At 73.6% G+C, this 21,350-nt stretch carries 22 protein-coding genes and 1 riboswitch; of the genes, 11 read left to right on the top strand and 11 right to left on the bottom strand.

What is annotated here, in order from left to right:
• Positions 1 to 3 precede the first annotated feature (3 nt).
• The 5 genes from UQW22_RS06090 (at position 4) to UQW22_RS06070 (ending at position 5,986) form a co-directional block, all read left to right on the top strand.
• Entirely contained in the window at positions 4 to 1,011 is a 1,008-nt protein-coding gene (locus UQW22_RS06090; RefSeq protein ID WP_407320012.1) for a methylenetetrahydrofolate reductase, read from the top strand.
• Between the two features lie 102 nt (positions 1,012 to 1,113).
• Positions 1,114 to 3,576, top strand: coding sequence for a 5-methyltetrahydropteroyltriglutamate--homocysteine S-methyltransferase (gene metE, locus UQW22_RS06085; RefSeq protein WP_407320011.1), 2,463 nt, complete (start codon positions 1,114 to 1,116; stop codon positions 3,574 to 3,576).
• A 277-nt stretch (positions 3,577 to 3,853) separates the two neighbouring features.
• Complete coding sequence (locus UQW22_RS06080; protein ID WP_407320010.1) at positions 3,854 to 4,354, top strand: FBP domain-containing protein; 501 nt, start codon at positions 3,854 to 3,856, stop codon at positions 4,352 to 4,354.
• A gap of 57 nt (positions 4,355 to 4,411) precedes the next feature.
• A complete protein-coding gene (locus tag UQW22_RS06075; RefSeq protein ID WP_407320009.1) occupies positions 4,412 to 5,404 on the top strand; it encodes an RICIN domain-containing protein in 993 nt (330 codons plus the stop codon).
• Between the two features lie 162 nt (positions 5,405 to 5,566).
• Positions 5,567 to 5,986, top strand: a complete 420-nt coding sequence (locus tag UQW22_RS06070) for an Hsp20/alpha crystallin family protein (protein ID WP_407320008.1) — start codon at positions 5,567 to 5,569, stop codon at positions 5,984 to 5,986.
• A gap of 52 nt (positions 5,987 to 6,038) precedes the next feature.
• Here the strand turns inward: UQW22_RS06070 and UQW22_RS06065 are convergent, their stop codons facing one another.
• From UQW22_RS06065 to UQW22_RS06030, 8 genes are all read right to left on the bottom strand, one after another.
• Positions 6,039 to 6,257: a hypothetical protein gene (locus tag UQW22_RS06065; RefSeq protein ID WP_407320007.1), complete on the bottom strand. Its 219-nt coding sequence runs from the start codon at positions 6,255 to 6,257 to the stop codon at positions 6,039 to 6,041.
• Positions 6,258 to 6,280: 23 nt separating this feature from the next.
• Entirely contained in the window at positions 6,281 to 6,844 is a 564-nt protein-coding gene (locus UQW22_RS06060) for an MOSC domain-containing protein (protein WP_407320006.1), read from the bottom strand.
• A 141-nt stretch (positions 6,845 to 6,985) separates the two neighbouring features.
• Entirely contained in the window at positions 6,986 to 7,405 is a 420-nt protein-coding gene (locus UQW22_RS06055; protein WP_407320005.1) for a (deoxy)nucleoside triphosphate pyrophosphohydrolase, read from the bottom strand.
• A 116-nt stretch (positions 7,406 to 7,521) separates the two neighbouring features.
• Positions 7,522 to 7,755 carry a LuxR C-terminal-related transcriptional regulator gene (locus tag UQW22_RS06050; RefSeq protein WP_407320004.1) on the bottom strand — a complete coding sequence of 78 codons (234 nt, stop codon included), beginning with the start codon at positions 7,753 to 7,755 and terminating at the stop codon, positions 7,522 to 7,524.
• Between the two features lie 245 nt (positions 7,756 to 8,000).
• A complete protein-coding gene (gene gcvH, locus UQW22_RS06045; protein WP_407320003.1) occupies positions 8,001 to 8,369 on the bottom strand; it encodes a glycine cleavage system protein GcvH in 369 nt (122 codons plus the stop codon).
• Between the two features lie 73 nt (positions 8,370 to 8,442).
• Positions 8,443 to 9,603, bottom strand: a complete 1,161-nt coding sequence (gcvT, locus tag UQW22_RS06040; protein ID WP_407320002.1) for a glycine cleavage system aminomethyltransferase GcvT — start codon at positions 9,601 to 9,603, stop codon at positions 8,443 to 8,445.
• A gap of 7 nt (positions 9,604 to 9,610) precedes the next feature.
• Positions 9,611 to 12,523 (bottom strand): aminomethyl-transferring glycine dehydrogenase, encoded by a 2,913-nt coding sequence (gene gcvP, locus UQW22_RS06035; RefSeq protein WP_407320001.1) that lies wholly within the window; start codon positions 12,521 to 12,523, stop codon positions 9,611 to 9,613.
• A gap of 150 nt (positions 12,524 to 12,673) precedes the next feature.
• Positions 12,674 to 12,764, bottom strand: a riboswitch (glycine riboswitch).
• A 128-nt stretch (positions 12,765 to 12,892) separates the two neighbouring features.
• A complete protein-coding gene (locus UQW22_RS06030; protein WP_407320000.1) occupies positions 12,893 to 13,801 on the bottom strand; it encodes a LysR family transcriptional regulator in 909 nt (302 codons plus the stop codon).
• Positions 13,802 to 13,942: 141 nt separating this feature from the next.
• Here UQW22_RS06030 and UQW22_RS06025 point away from each other — a divergent pair, with 141 nt between their 5' ends.
• Positions 13,943 to 14,296, top strand: a complete 354-nt coding sequence (locus UQW22_RS06025) for a hypothetical protein (protein ID WP_407319999.1) — start codon at positions 13,943 to 13,945, stop codon at positions 14,294 to 14,296.
• A gap of 12 nt (positions 14,297 to 14,308) precedes the next feature.
• On the opposite strand, the gene UQW22_RS06020 is transcribed toward UQW22_RS06025, so the two are convergent.
• Positions 14,309 to 15,478 (bottom strand): pyridoxal phosphate-dependent aminotransferase, encoded by a 1,170-nt coding sequence (locus UQW22_RS06020; protein ID WP_407319998.1) that lies wholly within the window; start codon positions 15,476 to 15,478, stop codon positions 14,309 to 14,311.
• 15 nt (positions 15,479 to 15,493) lie between these two features.
• On the opposite strand from UQW22_RS06020, the gene UQW22_RS06015 reads away from it, so the two are divergent.
• From UQW22_RS06015 to UQW22_RS06000, 4 genes are all read left to right on the top strand, one after another.
• Entirely contained in the window at positions 15,494 to 16,267 is a 774-nt protein-coding gene (locus UQW22_RS06015) for a GNAT family N-acetyltransferase (RefSeq protein WP_407319997.1), read from the top strand.
• Positions 16,268 to 16,365: 98 nt separating this feature from the next.
• Positions 16,366 to 16,950 carry a DnaJ family domain-containing protein gene (locus tag UQW22_RS06010; protein WP_407319996.1) on the top strand — a complete coding sequence of 195 codons (585 nt, stop codon included), beginning with the start codon at positions 16,366 to 16,368 and terminating at the stop codon, positions 16,948 to 16,950.
• A gap of 10 nt (positions 16,951 to 16,960) precedes the next feature.
• On the top strand, positions 16,961 to 17,764 hold the full coding sequence (locus UQW22_RS06005) for a Nif3-like dinuclear metal center hexameric protein (protein ID WP_407319995.1): 804 nt from the start codon (positions 16,961 to 16,963) through the stop codon (positions 17,762 to 17,764).
• Positions 17,765 to 17,814: 50 nt separating this feature from the next.
• Complete coding sequence (locus UQW22_RS06000; protein WP_407319994.1) at positions 17,815 to 18,936, top strand: alpha/beta hydrolase; 1,122 nt, start codon at positions 17,815 to 17,817, stop codon at positions 18,934 to 18,936.
• Here the strand turns inward: UQW22_RS06000 and UQW22_RS05995 are convergent.
• Positions 18,933 to 19,424: a low molecular weight protein-tyrosine-phosphatase gene (locus UQW22_RS05995; RefSeq protein ID WP_407320732.1), complete on the bottom strand. Its 492-nt coding sequence runs from the start codon at positions 19,422 to 19,424 to the stop codon at positions 18,933 to 18,935. The genes UQW22_RS06000 and UQW22_RS05995 overlap by 4 nt on opposite strands.
• 117 nt (positions 19,425 to 19,541) lie before the next feature.
• Between UQW22_RS05995 and UQW22_RS05990 the strand changes: the two genes are divergently transcribed.
• Complete coding sequence (locus tag UQW22_RS05990) at positions 19,542 to 20,468, top strand: SDR family oxidoreductase (RefSeq protein WP_407319993.1); 927 nt, start codon at positions 19,542 to 19,544, stop codon at positions 20,466 to 20,468.
• Positions 20,469 to 20,664: 196 nt separating this feature from the next.
• Here the strand turns inward: UQW22_RS05990 and UQW22_RS05985 are convergent, their stop codons facing one another.
• Positions 20,665 to 21,282: a hypothetical protein gene (locus UQW22_RS05985; protein WP_407319992.1), complete on the bottom strand. Its 618-nt coding sequence runs from the start codon at positions 21,280 to 21,282 to the stop codon at positions 20,665 to 20,667.
• Positions 21,283 to 21,350 lie beyond the last annotated feature (68 nt).

Below are 21,350 nucleotides of genomic sequence, written 5' to 3'. Positions count from 1 at the left end.
CGCATGGTCGCAGAGGCATACCCGCACGTCCCGGCACGACGCCACCGCCCGACGGTGAGCTTCGAGCTCATGCCGCCGCGGCGGCCCGACGCCGCACCCAGGTTCTGGGAGACGGCGCGTCGGCTGGTCGCCGCGAGCCCCGAGTTCGTCTCGGTGACCTACGGCGCCGGCGGCGGGGACCGCGCCACGGCGCGCCAGGTCGTGGCGACCCTGCTGGCAGGCACCCCCGTGCTGCCGGTCGCGCACCTGACCTGCGTGGGAGCCTCGCGCGAGGACGTGTCCGCCGTCGTCGACGAGTTCCTCGAGGCCGGCGTCCGCTCGTTCCTCGCCCTGCGGGGCGACCCGCCGCGGGACCAGCCCGACTGGCGCCCGCCGGCGGACGGCGTGCACTCCTCCATCGAGCTCGTCGCCCTGCTGCGCGAGGTCGAGGCCCAGCGGTGCGCCGCCGACCCGGCTGCCGCCGTCCGCGGCGCGGCACGTCCGCTGACCGTCGCGGTCGCCACCTTCCCCGACGGCAACCGCCAGGCGAGGACCACGCGCACCCAGGAGGTGCAGCGGCTGCTGGAGAAGCAGCAGGCGGGCGCGTCGTTCGCCATCACCCAGCTGTTCTACGCCGCGGACAGCTACACCGACTTCGTCGCCGAGGCCCGCGCGGCCGGCGTGACGATCCCGATCCTCGCCGGGCTGATGCCCACGACCGAGCCCCGCCGGCTCCGTCGTGTCGAGGAGCTCACCGGCGTCCCCGCGCCCCAGCACCTGCTGGACGCGCTGGACGCCCTGCCGGACCCCGAGGCGCAGCACGCGTACGGGACCGCGTACGCCGTCGAGCTCGCCCAGCGTGTGCTCGACGCGGGCGCGCCCGGCCTGCACGTGTACACGTTCAACAAGTACCGACCCGCTCTGGACCTGCTCGAGGGTGTTCACCTCGGCGGTCGGACGTCGCACGACGTCCCTGACCTGGCCAGAAGGCCGCTGGTACCGGGCATCCCGACCGAGGCTCCCGCCGTCTGACACGGTGCCGAGCAGGAAGTTGCACCCGCTATGCCTGATGAATCCGGGCACAACCTCCTGGTCGGCGACGGACGACGCGGGAAACCGACACCTGGAGTGCTCATGACCACCACGACCGACCTTCCGCACCCCGCCTTCCCCGGCGGCACCATCCTCGGCTACCCCCGCATCGGCCGGCGCCGTGAGCTCAAGCGCGCCGTCGAGGCGTTCTGGGCCGGTCGCACCGACGCCGTCGACCTCGAGGTCACGGCCGGCGCGCTGCGCCGCGAGACGCTGCGGCGCCTTGTCGCGCTCGGGCTGAACCCCGAGGACGGTTCCGTCCCGGGCTCGTTCTCGTTCTACGACCAGGTCCTGGACGTGGTCGCGCTGCTCGGCGCCGTGCCGGACCGCTTCCGCGACCTGATCGACGGCGAGGACGGCTCGCTCGACCTGGACGGCTACTTCACCGTCGCCCGCGGGCGCGGCGAGGACGCGCCGCTCGAGATGACCAAGTGGTTCGACACGAACTACCACTACCTGGTCCCCGAGATCAGCGAGACCACCCCGATCTCGTTCGCCGACCACCGCATCGTGCGGGAGTTCGCCGAGGCCAAGGAGGCCGGCGTCACGACGCGTCCGGTGCTCGTGGGTCCCGTGACCTTCCTCGCGCTGTCGAAGGCCGCGGAGGACGCCGGCGAGGGCTTCCACCCCCTCGACCGGCTCGACGACGTCGTCGCCGCGTACGCCGAGCTGCTCCGGGCGCTGGCCGCCGTCGGCGTGCCGTGGGTACAGCTGGACGAGCCCGTCCTCGTCTCCGACACCGTCGACGCACCGGCCGAGCGGGTCGACGCGGCGATCACCACCGCCTACCGCGCGCTGGCGACCGACCTCGCCGCCCGGTCCGCCGACGACGCCCTCGACACCGCGGCCGAGCGTCCGGCCATCCTCGTGGCCACCCCCTTCGGCGGGCTGGCGACCGGCGCTCCCGAGGGCTCCTCCGACGGCGCGGCGCACCGTGACGGTCTGGCCCTGCTCGCCGCCACGGACGTGGACGCCATCGCGATCGACCTGGTCAAGGGCGCCGTCCCGACCAGTTCCGGACCGCACGGGACCGTGCCCGGACTGGAGACGAAGACCCTCGTGGCGGGCGTCGTCGACGGGCACAACGTGTGGCGCGCCGACCTCGCCGCCCGGTTCGACCGCCTCGTCTCGTTGCGGCCGCTGGGTGCGGGTGCGCTCACCGTCGGCACCTCGACGTCGCTGCTGCACGTGCCCCACGACGTGGACGACGAGACGTGGGAGGGGCCGTCCGCCGACCGGGCCGGACGGACCCCCGAGCTGCGCCGGTGGCTCGCCTTCGCCGACCAGAAGGTCCGCGAGGTGACCGTGCTGGCCCGCGCCGCGACCGACGGTCCGGACGCCGTGCGCGAGGAGCTCGACGCGGCGCGGGCGGCGGTGGCCGAGCGCGCCGCCGCGCCGGGCGTCGTCGTCACCGAGGTCCGGGACCGCCTGACCGCGCTCACCGAGGGCGACTTCGCCCGCGGCGGGCACGACGAGCGGGTCGCCGCGCAGCGCGAGCGGCTCGGCCTGCCCCCGCTGCCGACCACGACGATCGGCTCGTTCCCGCAGACCTCGGACATCCGCAGGGCACGGTCCGACTGGGCGAAGGGCGAGCTCGACGACGCGGCGTACACCGCGGCGATGCGGGCGGAGATCGCACGCGTGGTCACGCTCCAGGAGGAGATCGGGCTCGACGTGCTGGTGCACGGCGAGCCGGAGCGCAACGACATGGTCCAGTACTTCGCGGAGCTGCTGGACGGGTTCGCGACGACGGACCTGGGCTGGGTGCAGTCGTACGGTTCGCGCTGCGTGCGCCCGCCGATCCTGTGGGGAGACGTCACCCGACCGGCACCGATGACGGTGGAGTGGACCCGCTACGCCCAGTCGCTCACCGCCCAGCCGGTCAAGGGCATGCTGACCGGCCCGGTGACGATCCTCGCGTGGTCGTTCGTGCGGGACGACCAGCCGCTGGCGGCCACGGCGAACCAGGTGGCGCTGGCCCTGCGCGACGAGGTGCGTGACCTCGAGGCCGCGGGGACCGCCGTCGTGCAGGTGGACGAGCCGGCCCTGCGCGAGCTGCTGCCGCTGCGCCGGGTCGACCAGCCCGCGTACCTGGCGTGGTCGGTCGGCTCGTTCCGGCTGGCGACGGCCGGGGCGGCGGCCTCGACGCAGGTGCACACCCACCTGTGCTACTCGGAGTTCGGCGAGGTCATCGGGGCGATCGACGGCCTCGACGCGGACGTGACGTCGATCGAGGCGGCACGCTCGCGCATGGAGGTCGTCCCGGAGCTGCACGCCGCGGGGTACGCGCGGGGCGTCGGACCCGGCGTCTACGACATCCACTCCCCCCGGGTGCCGTCCGTGGACGAGGTCACCGAGCTGCTCCGGCTCGCGGTGGGCGCCATCGACCCGGCCGTGGTGTGGGTGAACCCCGACTGCGGGCTCAAGACCCGCGGGTACGCCGAGGTGGAGCCCTCGCTCCGGAACCTCGTCGAGGCGGCCCGGACGGTGCGCGCCGGCCTCTGAGCCGCGTGAGCACGGCCGTGGCCCCGGGCGGTGAGCGACATCTCATCGCTCGGGGCAACGGCCGTGTGCCACCATGGTGGGTGGTCCTGCCGCACGGAGGACCAGCAGATCGGTACGAGGAGCGAGAGATGCAGCGCGTCGTCGCGGGGAGCGGGGTGGCCGTCGAGGCCTGCTCAGGCAACCCGTCGAACCCGGCCGCCTGCCGCTGATCCGATGTCGGACCGCGTGAGGGTGGCCGGGCTCTGCCCTGCCCACCCTCGCTCCAGGAAGCCGACCCATGAATCCCCTCACCGAACCCCAGATCCGCGCGTCCCTCGTCAACGCCACCCGCAGCGAACGGCAGCGGATGATCGTCCCCGGTCTGGCGGAGCTCCGCTGGGACCGCCTCGACTACCTCGGCTGGCGCGACCGCAAGCAGCCCCTGGCCGCGTACGCGGTCGCGGAGGTCGACGGTGAACCCGTCGGCATCATCCTGCGCGCACCGGGGACCAGCAGCCGCCGGGCGGCGATGTGCGCCTGGTGCGAGGACGTCGGCGACGGCGACGACACGTCCCTCTACGTGGCCCGGCGGGCCGGTGCGCCCGGCCGCAAGGGCAACACGATCGGCACCCTGATCTGCACGGACTTCCGCTGCTCGCGCAACGTCCGGCGTCGGCCCACCCTGGCCGAGGCGGGAGCCGACGACGACGACGCGCGCGCCGTCGTCGTCGAGCGCCGCATCGCGGGCCTGCGCGAACGCAGCCGCCGGTTCCTCGACGAGGTGCGCAGCACCGCCTGACGGGTGCCAGGAGATGCGCCTCCACCGTCTGGCCGGGGCCACGGTCCCGGCCAGACGGTGATCGAACCTGAGCCCGGGGTCCTCGACGCGTACTGGGAGGACGGCGCCGCCTCGGGCGGCCGCATCACCGACCACGCCGCGTGGAACACCAAGTGGTCCGCCGTGACGTCGCAGTACGGCTCGAACGGCCTCGTGTACTTCGAGCCGATGAACGAGCCGCACGGCTACAGCTCGACCGCGTGGCGTGACGTCGCAGCCGACTGGCTCGACCACCACTACTCGGCCGTGCCGAGCCGGGTCCTCATCGGCGGGACCGGGTACAGCCAGGACCTGCGTGACCTGTGCGCCGACTCCCGGTTCGCCGACACGCTGTTCTCCTTCCACCACTACGCGTTCATGTACGGCAGCAACACCTACGACGGCTGGGTGGATCATGTCCGGTACGGGCTCGGCGACTGCGCCTCGCGGGCCGTCGTGACCGCTCTCGGCGCACCGATGAACGACGGCCGCGACTATGCCGACGCCGGCAGCACGGACAACTTCGTGCGCCACGTCCGCGCGGTGACCCAGGTCATGCGGGACGAGGGGATGGGTGCGACCTACTGGCCGGCTCTCGGCGGCAAGCCGGGCACCATCGGCTACGACTGGTACTCGATGTACGCGAAGAGCGGCGACGGCACCGGTCTCGACCTGACGCTGCGCAACCAGACCGGCGCGGACCGGCTGCGGTACGGGTGGGGCGACGACGTCTCGGGCGGCGGACCGGGCGGCGGACCCGACGGCACGGTGACCCAGATCGTCAGCGAGGCGTCCGGCAAGTGCGTGGACGTGGTCTCCGCCTCCACGGCGAACGCCGCCGAGGTGGTGCAGTACACCTGCGGCAGCGGCACCAACCAGCAGTGGGAGCGCCGGGACGCGGGGAGCCGCTACGAGCTCGTGGCCCGCCACTCCGGGAAGTGCCTCGACCTGCCGAGCGGGTCGACGGCGAACGGCACCCGGCTGCAGCAGTACGACTGCTGGGGTGCCGCCAACCAGCGCTGGGACGTGTGACCTCCGGCGCGAGGTGTTCGCTCAGAGCGAAACGACGCCTCTTGGCACTCTGCGGGCGAGAGTGCTAAATCATGAGGTGTAGCCAGGCGACGCCGGACGGACCGGCGCGCTGATCGCGGTCGGGGCCGCAGGTTGCGGCCCTCGTCGAGGAGGTGATGCGCGATGGCTACCTACTGGGACCCGTTCCAGGAGATGGATCGACTCTTCGGGTCGCTCGCCACGTCGCGGAACGCACCGGCCATGCCGATGGACCTGTTCCGCGAGGGTGACCACTACGTCCTCGCCGTCGACCTGCCCGGCATCGACCCCGGCAGCATCGACGTCTCGTGCGAGGACCGCACGCTGACCATCCGGGCCGAGCGCACGCCGCGGTCGGGCGAGGGGCAGTGGCTCCTGCGCGAGCGCACCTCCGGGACCGTGGCACGGCAGCTCACGCTGGGCCGAGGGCTGGCGCTCGACCGGATCAGCGCCTCGTACGCCGACGGCGTCCTGACGCTGACGATCCCCGTGGCCGAGGACGCGAAGCCGCGGCGGATCGAGGTCAGCCACGAGTCCGGCCGCGAGGCGATCGAGGCCGGCTGAGTGCCGCGTCGCCCCGTCGCGACGCTTGTCCGGTCGGTGCCGGTGGGGGCGCTCAGCCCCTGCTGGCGCCGACCATCGGCAGGCCGAACGCGATCGACGCGGCCACGATGCCCCCGCCGAACACGTACGGCGCGATCGCGGGGTCGGCCGTGGCGCCGACACCGATGAGGACCAGGCCGCCGAGGAACAGCACGAACGAGACGATCACTCGGCCGAGCATCGCGCCCGGGGCGTCGTTCTGCGGGGCCGGGTTCACCTTGAAGTCGCTCATGGGGCCAGCCTAGCCCGAGCGGCTCACGGCAGCCGCGGGCGCCGGACGGCGGCGCCGGCACGCGCCGGGTCGAGCTCGAGCGGGCTCACGAGCACCGCCGGGCCGCGCCGCAGCAGCCCGTCGGTCAGCGGCGTGCAGCGCACCCCGCCCCGTCCTCGCATCGCGGCGTGCACGCCCGGGGCCAGCATCCGGTCCATCCAGGCGCACGGGTGCGCGGGGCGGCCGGCGCGCAGCGTCACGGAGTCGTCCCCGGTCCGGATCGTCAGGTCGTACCCGACCAGAGGGGCCAGCTCGGCACCGCGCAGGACCACGTTGCGCCGCGTGAGCACCTGATCGAGCGGCCCCGTGCCGAGCTCGTGCGCGATCTCCTCCAGCGCCTCGGCCGCGAAGAGGGTCACCGCGGCGTCCATGTGGGCGGCCTTGCCGAAGAACCGGTCACCCACCAGCCCCTTGCCCGCCACGACCTGGGCCGTGTCAGGGAACGACGTCAGCACGTCCGCCGCGCCGTCCCGGGGGCGACCGAAGTAGGTGTGCTCCGGCGACACGAGCAGGTGCTCGATCTCGACCGGGTACTCGAACGCCGCCATCGCCCGAGTCTGGCACCCCGCCCCGCTCGCTGCGCAGCCACGCCGAGGACTGGCTCGCGACCCGCCCTCGCTGTGGGTGCACGACACGCCACGTGGCCGAAGGCCCGGGCGGCGTGTCGTGCACCCACAGCGAGGGGGCGGCTAGCGAGGGGTGAGCCCGGCGGCGAGCGCCTCGACGATGCGGACGTCACCGTCGAGCCAGTCGACGTCCCACAGGGTGCCGGCATCCAGCCAGCGCAGCTCGTCGTGCTCGACGAGAGGCTCCGGCTCTCCGGAGCGCAGCGTGGCGAACCACAGCCGCAGGACGTGGCGTTCGGTGATGATCCATCCGCCGTCGTCCGGGCCGCGCAGCTCCTCGCCGAGCGTGACCGTGACGCCCAGCTCCTCGCGCAGCTCGCGGTGCAACGCCTCGTGCGGCTCCTCCCCCGGCTCGGCCTTGCCGCCGGGAAACTCCCACCGGCGTGCGATCTCGGCCGGACGGGAACGGCGGGCGGCGAGCAGCCGCGCGGGCCGTTCGAGCGAGTCGACGATGGCGGCGGCCACGACAAGACGACGGGTCATGGCCGCGAGTCTGCCATCCGGCCCGACGGCGCGGCCCTTCCGTCCGGCCCTGAAGAGACGTGTGCCCCGCCACCAACATCCCCCGAGTGGTGGCGGGGCCAGAGGTCGTCAACCGGTCAGGGCGTGCGCATCCCAGCGGTCCGTGCCCAGGCGACGGCGTCCGCCCGGGTCGAGACCCCGAGCTTGCGGTAGACGCTGCGCACCTGCGACTTGACCGTGTTCCGCGTGACGAACAGCTTGCTCGCGATCTGCTCGAGGGTGACTTCCTCGGACAGGTTGGACAGCACGACCTGCTCACGGATCGTCAGGCCTGGGTCGAGGACCGGACGGTCCATCTCGATTGCACTCATCGCTCTTCCTCCACGACGGCCGCCGATCGCCACGATCGACTTGGGGATCTGCCGTCACGTATGGAGAGTGGGCACGAGCGATTTCATGACGCGCACCACACGAAGCAGGTGAGGGCAACCTGACCCGGAGCGCTTCCACGACCCCCGCGGAGGCACTTTCGTCGGGACATCTCCGCAGGCCAGCGGGCTGCCGCGGGATTGCGCAAGGCAACCGACAGCCCAATGTCACGATTCGGTCACGGTTGTCAACCGGCGTGCTGGGAGTACTCCTCCGCGGACAGCAGCTGCCCGGTCCCGGTCACGTCGACCTTGAACAGCCACCCCTCCGTGAAGGGCGCCGAGTTCACCACCGCCGGGTCGTCGATCGCGGCCTGGTTGACCTCGACGACCGTCCCGGAGACGGGCGAGTACAGCTCGGAGACGGACTTGGTGGACTCGATCTCGCCGACGACGGTGCCCGCCTCGATGGTCGCGCCCACCTCGGGCAGCTCGAGGTAGACGACGTCGCCGAGCGCGTCGGCGGCGACGGAGGTGACGCCCACCGTCGCGGGGGTCGCGCCGTCGACCCACTCGTGCTCGACGGAGTAGCGCAGGTTGTCAGGGAAGTCGGCCATGGTGGTGCTCCTGTCGTGGGTTGGGCTCGCTAGATTCTGTCGGACGGCGGCGCGGCGCGCCCGCTCCGGAGGCTCAGCCGCGGTCGCGGCGGTAGAAGGGCAGCGGGACGACGACGAACGGTTCCGCCCTCCCCCGCACGTCGACCGCCAGCTCGGTCCCCTCGGCGGAGACCTCCGGCGTCACGTAGGCCATCGCGACCGGGTGCCCCAGGGTCGGCGACGGTGCGCCGGAGGTCACGGTGCCCACCTGGGCGCCCGGGGCACCGTCGGCACCGGCCCGCACCACGGCGTACCCCGCCCGGGCGGGCCGCCGCGCCGTCCCGCGCAGCCCCACCAGCACGCGGGCCGGCGCGCTCTCCCGCCGGGCCTCGAGCGCGGCGCGGCCCACGAACTCGACCGGGGTGCCGTCGTCGGACGCCTTGTCGAGTTTGACGACGCGTCCCATCCCCGCGTCGTACGGCGTCGTGGTGGTGTCGAGCTCGTGGCCGTACAGGGGCATCCCGGCCTCGAGGCGCAGCGAGTCCCGGGCCGAGAGCCCGGCCGGCACGAGGCCGTGGGGCTCGCCCGCCGCCAGGAGAGCACGCCACAGGGACACGGCACGTGCCGCGTCGACCCAGATCTCGAAGCCGTCCTCCCCCGTGTAGCCGGTGCGGGCCACCAGGACGCGTTCGTCGCCGAACCGCATCCCCAGGCACGCGTAGTACCTCAGCTCGTCGAACGCGGTGCCGCCGGAGATCTCGGCGTCCTCCGCGAGGACCTCCCGGACGATCTCCTCGGCCCGCGGGCCCTGCACGGCGATCAGCGCCTCGTCCGCCGAGACGTCGCGCACCCGGGCGTCGAACCCGGCGACCCGCTCGAGCAGCGCCCCGAGCACCGTCGCGGCGTTCGCGGCGTTCGCCACGACGAAGAACTCCTCGTCACCGGTGCGGTAGACGATCAGGTCGTCCAGCACTCCCCCGTCGGCGGCGCAGATCATCGTGTAGCGGGCGCGCATCCGGCGCAGCGCGGAGAAGCTGCCGACCAGCGCGTGGTCCAGGAACCGTGCCGCCTCGAGGCCGGTGACGCTGATCCCGCCCATGTGCGACAGGTCGAACAGACCGGCAGCCTCGCGCACGGCGCGGTGCTCGGCCAGGTCCGACGTGTACCGCAGCGGCATGAGCCAGCCGCCGAAGTCCGTCATCGACGCTCCGAGCGCCTCGTGCTCGGCGTGCAGCGGTGTCTTCTTCTCGGTCATGGGGTCCTCAGCTCTCACCGAGAGTCTCGGCGTAGGCGTCGATCGGCGGGCAGGAGCACTGCAGGTTGCGGTCGCCGTGGGCCTGGTCGATCCGGCGCACCGGGGGCCAGTACTTCGCGCGGCGCAGGCTCGCCACGGGATAGGCGCCCTGCTCGCGGCCGTAGGGGCGGTCCCAGTCGCCGCCGAGCAGCGACGCCGCGGTGTGGGGGGCGTGCCGCAGCGGGGAGTCCTCGACCGCCCAGCGTCCCGCGGCGACGGCGTCGATCTCGCCCCGGATGGCGACCATCGCCTCCACGAACCGGTCGAGCTCGGCGACGTCCTCGGACTCGGTGGGCTCCACCATGAGGGTCCCCGGGACCGGGAACGCCATCGTGGGGGCGTGGAAGCCGAAGTCGACGAGGCGCTTGGCCACGTCGTCGACGGTGACGCCGGTCTCCGAGGTGATCTGACGCAGGTCGAGGATGCACTCGTGGGCCACCAGGCCGTGCGCGCCGGTGTAGAGCACCGGGTAGTGGCCGGCGAGCCGGGAGGCGACGTAGTTCGCGGTGAGCACGGCGTTCTGCGTGGCCGCCGTGAGCCCGTCGGGGCCCATGAGCGCGAGATAGGCGTAGGAGATCGGCAGGATGCCGGCCGAGCCGTGCGGGGCCGCCGAGACGGGCGGCACTCCCCCGGGCCCGCTCGCGTTGCCCGTGCCCGACGGCGTGGGGTCGCCCGGCAGGAACGGCGCCAGGTGCTCCGCGACGGCCACCGGTCCGACGCCGGGACCACCACCGCCGTGCGGGATGCAGAACGTCTTGTGCAGGTTGAGGTGCGAGACGTCGCCGCCGAACCGGCCCGGCCGGGCCAGACCGACGAGCGCGTTGAGGTTCGCCCCATCGATGTACACCTGACCGCCCGCATCATGTACGGCGGCGCACACCTCGCGGACGTGCTCCTCGTACACGCCGTGCGTGGACGGGTAGGTGATCATGATCCCCGCCACCTGCTCGCCGTGCTGCGCGAGCTTCGCGTGCAGGTCGTCGAGCTGGATCTCGCCGTCGTCCGCGGTGGCCACGACCACGACCCGCAGCCCGGCCAGCGCGGCGGAGGCGGCGTTGGTGCCGTGGGCCGAGGCGGGGATGAGCACCAGGTCGCGCGACTCCTGTCCCCGCGAGGCGTGGTACGCCCGGATGGCGAGCAGGCCGGCGAGCTCACCCTGCGAGCCGGCGTTGGGCTGGACCGACACCGCGGCGTACCCGGTGATCTCGGCGAGCTGCGCCTCGAGGGTCCCGACCAGCTCCACGTAGCCCTGCGCCTGGTCGACGGGTACGTAGGGGTGCAGGTCCGCGAAGCCCGGCCAGCTGATGGGCTCCATCTCCGCGGTCGCGTTGAGCTTCATGGTGCACGAGCCCAGCGGGATCATGGTGCGGTCCAGCGCCAGGTCCTTGTCGCTCAGGGCGCGCAGGTAGCGCAGCATCGCCGTCTCCGACCGGTGCTGGTGGAACACGGGGTGCTGCAGGTAGTCCGTGCCGCGCAGGAGCGCGTCGCCGAGGCCGATCTCCTCGGCCGCGTCGGCCGGTGCCGCGTCGAGCAGTTGCAGCAGGGCGGCGACGTCCGCCTCGGTCGTGGTCTCGTCGCAAGCGATCTGTACATGATCCGGGTCCGCGACGTACAGATTGTAGCCCTCCTCGGCCGCCGCCGCACCGACCGCCTCCGCGCGCCCCGGTACCGCGACGCGCACGGTGTCGAAGAACGCTTCGTGGACCACCGGGGCGCCCGCGGCGCGCAGACCACCGGCGAGCGCCACGGCCCGGCCGTGCACCCGCTCGCCGATCGCGCGCAGGCCCCCGGGGCCGTGGTAGACGGCGTACATCGACGCCACGATGGCCAGCAGGGCCTGCGCCGTGCAGATGTTCGACGTCGCCCGCTCGCGGCGGATGTGCTGCTCCCGCGTCGCCAGGGCGAGCCGGTAGCCCACCGCGCCGTCCGCGTCGACGGAGACGCCGACGAGCCGCCCCGGCAGCTGGCGCTCCAGCCCCTTGCGCACCGCCATGTACGCCGCGTGCGGCCCGCCGTAGAACAGGGGCACCCCGAACCGCTGCGCCGACCCCACGGCGATGTCGGCACCGAGCTCGCCGGGGGAGACCAGCATCGTCAGCGCCAGCGGGTCGGTGGCCATCGTGACCAGCGCACCGCGGTCCTTGGCCTCCGCGACGACCCCCCGCGCGTCGAGCACCCGGCCCGAGGCTCCCGTCTGCTGCACCACCACGCCGACGAGGTCGCCCGTCGGCAGGACGCCGCCGGCTGCCTCGAACGCGGCGAGACCCGCCTCCAGGCCGTCGTCGAGCGCGACGACGACGACGGGCAGGCCGACCGCCTCGGCGCGGCCCTGCGTCACCGCGAGCGACTGGCCGAACAGCTCGGCGTCCAGCACCACGTACCCCTGCTTGGCGCGCGACGCCCGCCACATGAGGGCCACGGCCTCGGCGACGGCGGTCGCCTCGTCCAGCAGGGAGGCACCCGCGATCTCGAGACCGGTGAGGTCCTCGACGACCTGCTGGAAGTTGAGCAGCGCCTCCAGGCGGCCCTGGGAGATCTCCGGCTGGTACGGCGTGTACGCGGTGTACCAGGCGGGCGACTCAAGCACGTTGCGACGGATGACCGGGGGAGTGATGGTCGGGTAGTACCCGAGGCCGATCATCTGGCGCTTGACCTGGTTCTTCGCGGCGACCGCGCGCAGGTGGTCCAGCACCTCCGCCTCGCTGCGGGCGGGCGGCAGGTCGAGCGGCTCCCGCTCGCGGATCGACGCGGGGACCGCGGCGTCGACCAGGGCGTCGAGGTCGGCGTACCCGAGCTGGTCGAGCATCGCCGTCGTCTCGGTCCCGCGCGGGCCGATGTGCCGGTCGGCGAAGACGTCCGGGTCGAAGGGGGAGTGGGTCACGAGGAGCGCTCCGAGGGTCGGTGGACGAGGACCCTCCCCGCTCTGTCATGGGACCTGAGAGTTTTGCCGGTCCGCCTGTACGGGGCGCGCCGACTTGCACCGTCGGTGGGCCGTCCGCCCGCGGGGCGTCCGACCACTTTTCAGAGTTGCCTCGCCGCGACGGTACAGGGGCCTGAGAGATTCCCGGGGAGGGTTTGCTCCTTCGGCGCCGGCCGGGGCCGAGCTCTCCCGTCGCGGTTCGAGCGGCTGTTCGGTTGTCCGCGCAGTCTACCGCCGAGGTAGCGCTCCCCAGCGCGAGGTAGCGCAGTCTGGCGCTACCTCGGCCCGACGAGCGCTACCTCGGCCCGACGAGCGCTACCTCGGCGGGGCTCAGGCCAGCTCGAGCTGGCGCGCGACGTCGACCATCGCGTCGACGACGGCCCGCACGGCCGGGCCCGGCTCGTGCCGGGTGGCCCGGTGCCGCACGATGACCCGGCGTGAACCGAGACCGGGCATCGCCACGACGTCGACGCCGTCGGGCACCTCGCCGCTCTCGACGGCGAGCGCCGGGAGCATGGCGATGCCCTGGCCCGAAGCGACGAGCGCCAGCGCGGTGTCGAAGTCGAAGTAGGCGTGGCGGGCCTCGATGGTGGTGCCCAGCGTGCGCCCGAGCCGGCGCAGGGCGCGGTCGGCGGCCGTCCCGCCGAGGGCCCCGACCCAGGGCATGTCCCGCAGGTCGTCGAGCCGTTCGGGGGTCGGCAGGGACACGGGCACCACGAGCCGCCAGGGCTCGTCGAGCAGCGGGACGTCGTGGGCGCCACGAGGTGCGGGGGCGTCGACGTCGCCGTCGTGCTCGAGCAGGACGACGTCGAGGTCGCCGGCGCGCAGCATCCGCACGGACTCGGCCGGTTCGTGCTCGCGGACGTCGATCGTGACCCCGGGGTGCTCCTCGGCGAGCGGCCCGAGCAGGGGAGCGACGACCGCGCGGATCGCCGACTGGAAGGCGCCGACCTTCACCGTCCCGGTGACGCCCTCGCCGAGGTTCGCGATCTCCTGGCGGGCCTCCAGGAGCTCGGCCTCGATGCGTTCGGCGACGTCGGCGAGCACTCGGCCCGCGGGTGTCAGGGTGACGCCGCGCGGCCCTCTGTCCAGCACCGGGAAGCCCTCCTCGGCCTCCAGACGAGCGATTTGCTGGGACACGGCAGAGGGCGTCACATGCAAAAGATCTGCCGCGGCGAGGACGCCGCCGGCGCGGTGCACGGCAAGGAGGAAGGCAAGCCTTCGTGGGTCGGTGGCCATGTAGCGATGCTAAGCGCCATCTGCAGAAAGATTCAATTGTGCTGAACGTGTTTCGTGTCGCAGCATTGACCCCGGCGCCCGTCAGAGTCACTGGTCCGAGGCCGGCGCCATCCCACCCGAAACCCCCGTGAGGAGGCTCGTATGTTGCCGTACCTGTTGTCCGTGGTCACCGCTCTCGGTTGGGTCGGCGCCATCGTCGGCCTCGTCGCCTACTTCCAGGTGTCCCGAGGTCGCTGGGCACCCAACTCCATCCAGTTCCAGGCCGCCAACCTCTGCGCGACCTCGATGCTGTTCCTCGTCGCCGCCGTCCACGGCGTGTGGCCGTCGGTCGCCGCGAACGTCGCCTGGATGGTCATCGGGGCGCAGGCCGTCCTCATGATCGTCCGCGCCCGCCGCGACACCCGCCGACGGGCCCAGTACGAGGAGCAGGCGTACACCGAGCCGGCGGAGCCCGTCGACCACCTCACGGTGCGCACGCCGCTCGCCGTCCGCTGACCCTCCGCCCGCTCAGAGGGTCGCCTGCCAGGCCACGATCCGGTCGACGGCGCGCGTCACGACGTCCGGGGCCGCGGCGAAGGACAACCGCACCCAGTCGCGGCCCCGCTCGCCGTCGAAGTCCGTCCCCGGCGTGATCGCGACGTCGGCCTCGGCCAGCAGGCGCGAGCAGTACGTCACCGAGTCCAGGCCGAACCGGGACACGTTCCCGTACAGGTAGAAGGCGCCGTCGGCCGGGGCCACCGGCCGCCACCCGAGCTCGTCCACCCGGTCGAGCAGCGCGGTGCGAGACGTCGCGTAGCGCTCGACGTTCTCGGCCGCGGCCGCGTAGCCCGCGGCCGAGAACGCCGCGATCCCCGCGTGCTGCGCCAGGGCCGGGGGAGAGAGGGCGACGTTCCCGGCCAGGGCGTCGACCGGCCCGACCAGCTCGTCGGGCAGCACCAGCCACCCGAGCCGCCACCCCGTCATCGCCCAGTACTTCGAGAAGGAGTTGACGACGACGGCGCCCCGGTCGGTGTGCACGGCCGCGGTCGCCTGCTGGACGTCCTGGCTGTACGCGATGCCGTGGTAGATCTCGTCACTGATCAACCGCACCTCGTGCTCGTCGCACCAGCGCGCGACGGCGTCGAGCTCGGCCGGGGCGATCATCGTCCCGGTCGGGTTCGCCGGGGAGGCCACCATCACGCCGTCGAGCCCACCCCCGTAGTACGCCTCCATGAGCTGCGAGACGGTGGGCTGGTAGCGGGTCTCCGGCCCGCAGTCGAGCTCGACCACCTCGCAGCCGAGCGCGGCGAGGATGTTCTTGTAGGCCGGGTAGCCGGGGCGGGCCAGCGCGACGCGGTCGCCGACGTCGAACGCCGCGAGGAACGCGAGCACGAACCCGCCGCTCGACCCGGTCGTCACGGCGATCCGGGCGGGGTCCACCTCGACGTCGTACCAGCGCGCGTAGTGCCCGGCGATCTCGGCGCGCAACGCCGGGACCCCGCGGGCCTCGGTGTACCCGAGGTCCGCCCGGCGCAGCAGGTCCGCCGCCCGTTCGCGCACCACCTCGGCGGCGCCCGCGGACGGCTCGCCGGCACACAGGTTGAGCACGTCGTGGCCGGCGGCCCGGCGCGCGTTGGCCGCCGCGAGCACCTCCATGACGGCGAAGGGCGGGACGTGGCTGCGGCGCGAGACCTTCATGGGGACCATGATGCCGTGACGACCACGCTCACGACGCCGGCCGTCACCCGGCTCGACGAGATCACCACGACGCTGAGCGGGTGGCAGACCGCCGGCCGGCCGGGGTTCCTGCATCCCGGGGACCTCGGGTGGCACTCGACGGTCACCGTCCGAGAGGTCGGCCGCGACCTGACGACCGGTCGCGTCCTTCCCTCCGGGACGGTGACCGTCGAGGCCCGCGGCGCGCTCGCGTTGCGGGCGCGTCTCCGCGCCCAGGGGTGGGACGAGGACGAACCCTGGACGCCGCTCCGGCTCGACCTGCGCACCCCTGTCCGCACCGGTCCCCGCGACGCGGTGCTGCGGGTCGAGGAGGTCGGCCCCGACGCGGCAGCGGAATGGACGGCGGTGCACCGGTCCGCGTTCCGGAGGACGACGCCGAGCGCCGGGGAGAGCCGGGCGCTCGTCCGCCGGTGGACCACGATGGCCACGGCCCCGTTCGCGCACCTCGCCCACCACCTCGTCGGCTACGACGCCACGGACCGACCCGTAGCGGTCACCACCGTCTGGACCGCCGGCGGGGGGCGTCCCGGCCTCGTCGAACCGATGGGAGTGCACCGCGACCATCACGGCCACGGCTACGGCACGGCCGTCACCCTCGCCGGTGCGCGCGTCCTGCAGCAGCACGGCGCCTCTGCCGCAGCCGTCGTCGCCGAGAACTCCAACACCGGCGCCCTCGCCACCTACCTCGCCGCCGGGTTCACCGCGGACGAACCCGTCGCCGACCTCACGCGCAGCTCGCACCTCGCCTGACGACGTCGGTGCTGGAGGTTCTCGGTGGGACGGGCACGGTGACCGCCGGTGCGGGGCACGTCCTGCCCGCCAACGGTGCATTCGGTAGCGTGAGTCCCATGGATGCCCACTTCCATGAGCGCCCGGACGCCGGCACTCGCCCGACCGAGCAGGATCCCGCGCGCCGGGCCGCGCAGTACCGCATCGACCGCGAGGTCGCCCGCGACCAGAACCTGGGGACCGATGAGTCGGGGACCGGTGCGGCGCAGACCGGCGATGCGTCGACCGATCGGGACGCTGCCGACGAGGCGCAGCCCCGACGCCGGATGGACGACCGAGCCCTGTGGGTGGACACGGTCGTCGACCAGGCGATCCGCCGTGGCGAGTTCGACGACCTGCCGCTGCAGGGCAAGCCGCTGCCCGGCATCGGCGGGACGCAGGACCCCGACTGGTGGCTGAAGAACATGGTCGAACGCGAGCAGATCACCGGCGTCCTGCCCGCGGCGCAGCTCCGCGCGGAGCACTCGGCCATGGACGAGACGCTGGACCGCGAGCACGACGAGCAACGCGTCCGCGAGATCGTCGCGGACTTCAACGCGCGGGTGATCGACGCACGCCGGCAGCTCACCGGCGGCCCGCCGGTCGTGACGCCCACGCGCGACGTCGAGCGGGAGGTCTCCCGCTGGCGTCAGCGCCGTCTGTAGCCTCGCCCCCATGACCTGCACCGTCGCCGACCTCATGGCCCGCACGGAGTCGACCCTCGGCCTGCGGGCCCGCCCGACGACGGTGGACGGCCTCGACGCGGGCGACCCGTCCGCCGTCGTGCGCGGCATCGCCGTGACGACCCTCGCGACGCTCGACGTCCTCGACCGTGCCGTGGCGGCCGGCGCGAACGTCGTCGTGACGCACGAACCGCTCTTCTACGACCACCAGGGCGCCGCGACGCCGGAGCTGGTGCGCGAGGAGGACCCCGTGCACGCCGCGAAGGCCGCGCTGCTCGCCGAGCACGGCCTGGTCGTGTGGCGCGTGCACGACGCCTGGCACGACCGCCGTCCCGACGGCATCGACGAGGGCACCGCCCGCGCGCTCGGCTGGACGCTGGACGCCGAGGCCGCGTCCCGCGGGCTGGCGTGCTGCGACGTCGACCCGACGACGGTGTCCGCGCTCGCCGGGCACGTGGCCGCGGCGCTCGGTTCGACGCAGGCGCGGTACCTGGGCGACCCGCACCGCACGGTCCGGCGGGTCGGGCTCGACCTGGGCTTCCGCGGGTTCGCCCGCAACCGTGCGCTGCTGCGGGCGGCGGAGGTGGACGCCGTCGTGGTGGGCGAGGCGCACGAGTGGGAGACCGGTGCCTACGCCGCGGACCTCGCGCGGCTCGACGGCACGGGGCTCGTCGTGGCCGGGCACCTGCCCAGCGAGCAGGCCGGGATGCGCCTCTTCGCCGACCGGCTGCGTGCCGTCGCGCCAGGGCTGCCGGTGACGTTCCTCCCCACCCCGGACCTCTTCGTCGCGGTGTGAGGCGGGTCCGCCCGGTCGCGCCGCGTCGGCGCGCGGCCTACGTTTCCGGCATGCACCCTGCCGTTCCCCCACCCGGGCCGACGCCCGCCGGGCCGACGCCGACCGGGCCGACGCCGACCGGGCCTGCCCCGGTCGAGGGCTGGGTGCCCGACGTCCTGGACGGCTTCGAGCAGCGCTCCCTCGCCCTGGACCCGGACTTCGAGGGCGAGGTCGTGACGACGCTGGTCCGACGGCGCCGCGGCGCCCCGCTGCCGGACGACGCGGGCGTGGACGTGCTGTACGTCCACGGCTGGACGGACTACTTCTTCCAGACGCACCTCGCCGACTTCTGGGAGGGCCTCGGCGTCCGGTTCCACGCGCTCGACCTGCGCAAGTACGGTCGGAGCCTGCGGCCCCACCACACCCCCGGGTTCGTCACCAGCCTGCGCACCTACGACGAGGACATCGAGGCGGCCCTGGCCGAGATGGGGCACGGACCGCGGCGGAGCACGGATCGCCGGCTGGTCCTCATGGGCCACTCCACCGGCGGGCTCGTCCTCTGCCTGTGGGCGCACCACCGGCCGGGTCGCACCGACGCGCTCGTCCTGAACAGCCCGTGGCTCGAGTTCCAGACGCGCAAGGTCGGTCGGCTCGTGCTCGAGCCGAGCATCCGGGCCCAGGCCGCGATCGCCCCGCGCAGCCAGCTGGTGAACCTCGACCTCGGGTTCTACGCGCGATCCATCTCGGCGCGGCACGACGGCGCGTGGCAGATCGACAGCGCGTGGCGGCCCGACGCGGGGTGGCGCGCCACGCCGGCCTGGCTGGCGGCGATCTTCTCCGGGCACGACCGGGTCGCGCGCGGCCTGTCGATCGACGTGCCGATCCTCGTGCTGCTCTCGGCCCGCTCGACGCCACCGGTGCGCTGGAGCGAGGACATGATGCGCACGGACACGGTGCTCGACGTGGTCGGCATCGCCGCCCGGGTGCCGCAGCTCGGCCGCGTCACCACGCTCGCCCGCGTCGAGGGGGCGCTGCACGACGTGACGCTGTCGGCTCCCGAGGTGCGGGACGTCGTCTGGTTCGAGACGGAGCGCTGGTTCCGCGCCTACGTGCGCCCTCGCCCTGCCCCGGAGCCGGCACCGGAGCGACGCGGCTGGCGGCGCTGGCTCCCCGGACGCGCCGGCCGCGGCTAGCGGGCGCGGCTGGCGGCGCGGACGTGCTCGACGACGCCGTCGGCCGCCGCCTCGATCTCGGCGAGGCAGACCTCGAAGCCGTCCTGGTCGCCGTACCAGGGGTCGTCGACGTCGAGCACGGACTCGTCGCCGCCCGCGGGGACGGTGGGAGCGGTGGGGTCGAAGGACCTGTACATCCGGATGTCGACATCTGTACCGTCTGCGAGCACCCGCAGCGCCTGGGCGTGCCGAGCGGTCATGGCCAGCACCAGGTCCCGCTCGGCGAGCTGGTCCGCACGCACCTGACGGGCGCGGTGACCGTCGCCCGTCGGATAGCCGTGCGCCGCGAGGACCCGGCGCGCCCGGGGGTCGACGGGGTTGCCGTCCTCCTCGTCGCTGACGCCGGTCGAGTCGACCACGACCTCGTCGAGGCCCGCGGCCGCGAGCCGGTCGCGCAGCACGACCTGGGCCATGGGGGAGCGGCAGATGTTGCCGGTGCAGACGGTCATCACGCGCAAGGTCTCGGAGCTCACCGCCACATGCTCGCAGACTCGCCGGCGCGATTCGCCGTCGTGGCTCGCCCACCAGACCGCGCGGCCCGGCGGGCACACACGTAGCGTTGCTGCATGAGATGGTCTGCAGACGGTCTGATCGCGGTGACCGGCGCCTCCGGGCGGCTGGGCTCTCGCCTCGCGTTCCGGCTGGCGGCCGAGGGTGCGCACCAGCGACTGGTGCTCCGCGACCGCTCTCGCGTGCCGCGGCTCGGTGACGGCCGCCTGCTGCCGGAGTGCGAGGTCGCGACGGCCGACGGCTACGAGGACGCCGCCGGGATGCGCGCGGCGTTCGACGGCGTACGGACCGTGTTCCTCGTCAGCGCCCGCGAGTCCGCCGCCCGGGTGGCCCTGCACACCGCGACCATCGACGCTGCCGTCGCCGCCGGCGTCGAACGGCTGGTGTACATCTCGTTCGTCGGCGCCGCACCGGACGCCACGTTCACGTTCGCGCGGGACCACTGGGCGACGGAGGAGCACCTACGCCGCAGCGGGCTGCGGTGGACGGTGCTGCGCGACAACCTGTACCACCAGGCGCTCGCGAGCTTCGTGGGCGACGACGACGTCATCCGGGGCCCGGCGGGTGACGGACGCGTGGCCTCGGTGGCGCACGACGACGTCGCGGACGTCGCGACCGCCGTCCTGCTCGACGAGGACCCGCGCCGGCACGACGGCGTCACGTACGACGTGACGGGGCCGATCGCGCTGAGCCTGACGGAGGTGGCGGCGCTGCTCACCCTGGCGACCGGGCGGCAGATCACCTATCACCCCGAGTCCGTCGAGGAGGCGTTCGCGTCCCGGGCCGGGCTCGGCGCCTCGGACGTCGAGCTCACCGGCTGGGTCTCGTCGTACACGGCCATCGCGGCGGGTGAGCTCGCGCACGTGTCGCACGACGTCTCCCGGTTGGTCGGGCGCCCGGCGCGCTCCTTCGACCAGTGGATCGACGACTACCCGCGCGAGTGGCAGCACCTCCTGCGGGGCGACCAGGCCGGGCCGGGTTGAGACCGGCCCCGAAATTCCCTTGGCACGTCCCGCCGTCGGGCATAGCGTCGGGGTACGTCGAAAGGAGGTGATCCGAGAAGTGAAGACTCTTCGGACCAGCGAGGTGGTCACGGGCTGAGACCCGTGACCACCGGGACCCGCGGGTGCCGTGCCATCGTCCAGCACGGCGGGAGACCACTCCACCCCGCGGGTTCTTCTACGCCCGGTCGCAGTAGTCGATGGCGTCGGCCGCGACGTACTCGGTGACGGGGTCGGGCGAGGAGGCGCAGTCCGCCGCACCGACCTCGACCTCGTCGAACGAGGTGACGGCCGCGTCGACCGCGTCGCTGCCGTCGCCACAGGTGAGCGTGACGTTCTCGGTCGTCCGTTCGGCGAAGGCGTAGAGCACGTACGTGCCCTTCTCGACGTCCGCCAGAAGCTCCTCGGACTCGTCGACCTGCGGTGCCTCGGCCACGTCGAGGAGCCCGCCCTCGACGGCGTCGCGCACCATCGCCTGCTGGTTGTCCGTCGCACCGGACGCCGCGACCGCGCCGGCGGCCTCCCCGCGGCCCCACTCGTCGCGCATCGTCGTGGAGCCGTCGGCGGCGACGCGGACGACCGCCACCGCCGTGTAGATGTCCTCGGAGTCGACCGACCCCTCGGCCGTGAGGGCCACGCCGTCACCGCAGCTGCTCTCCGCTGCCGGTGCGGTGTCGGCCGCGGCGCTCGGGGACGCCTCGCCTCCCGCTCCGGCATCGTCGGCACCCGCGCAGCCCGCAAGCAGCAGCGCCGTGCAGCCCGCCGTCGTCATCGCCCACCGTCGTCGGCTGATCATGAAACCTCCCGCGTCGTCGCGTGTCGCAGCGCAACCTACCGGACGGAAAGCGCTTCACGACAGGATGA

The organism is Isoptericola halotolerans (assembly GCF_045689585.1).
Lineage (GTDB): Bacteria > Actinomycetota > Actinomycetes > Actinomycetales > Cellulomonadaceae > Isoptericola > Isoptericola halotolerans_B.
Note: the sequence above shows the minus strand (reverse complement) of the source record. Positions and strands in the feature narration are given on the sequence as shown.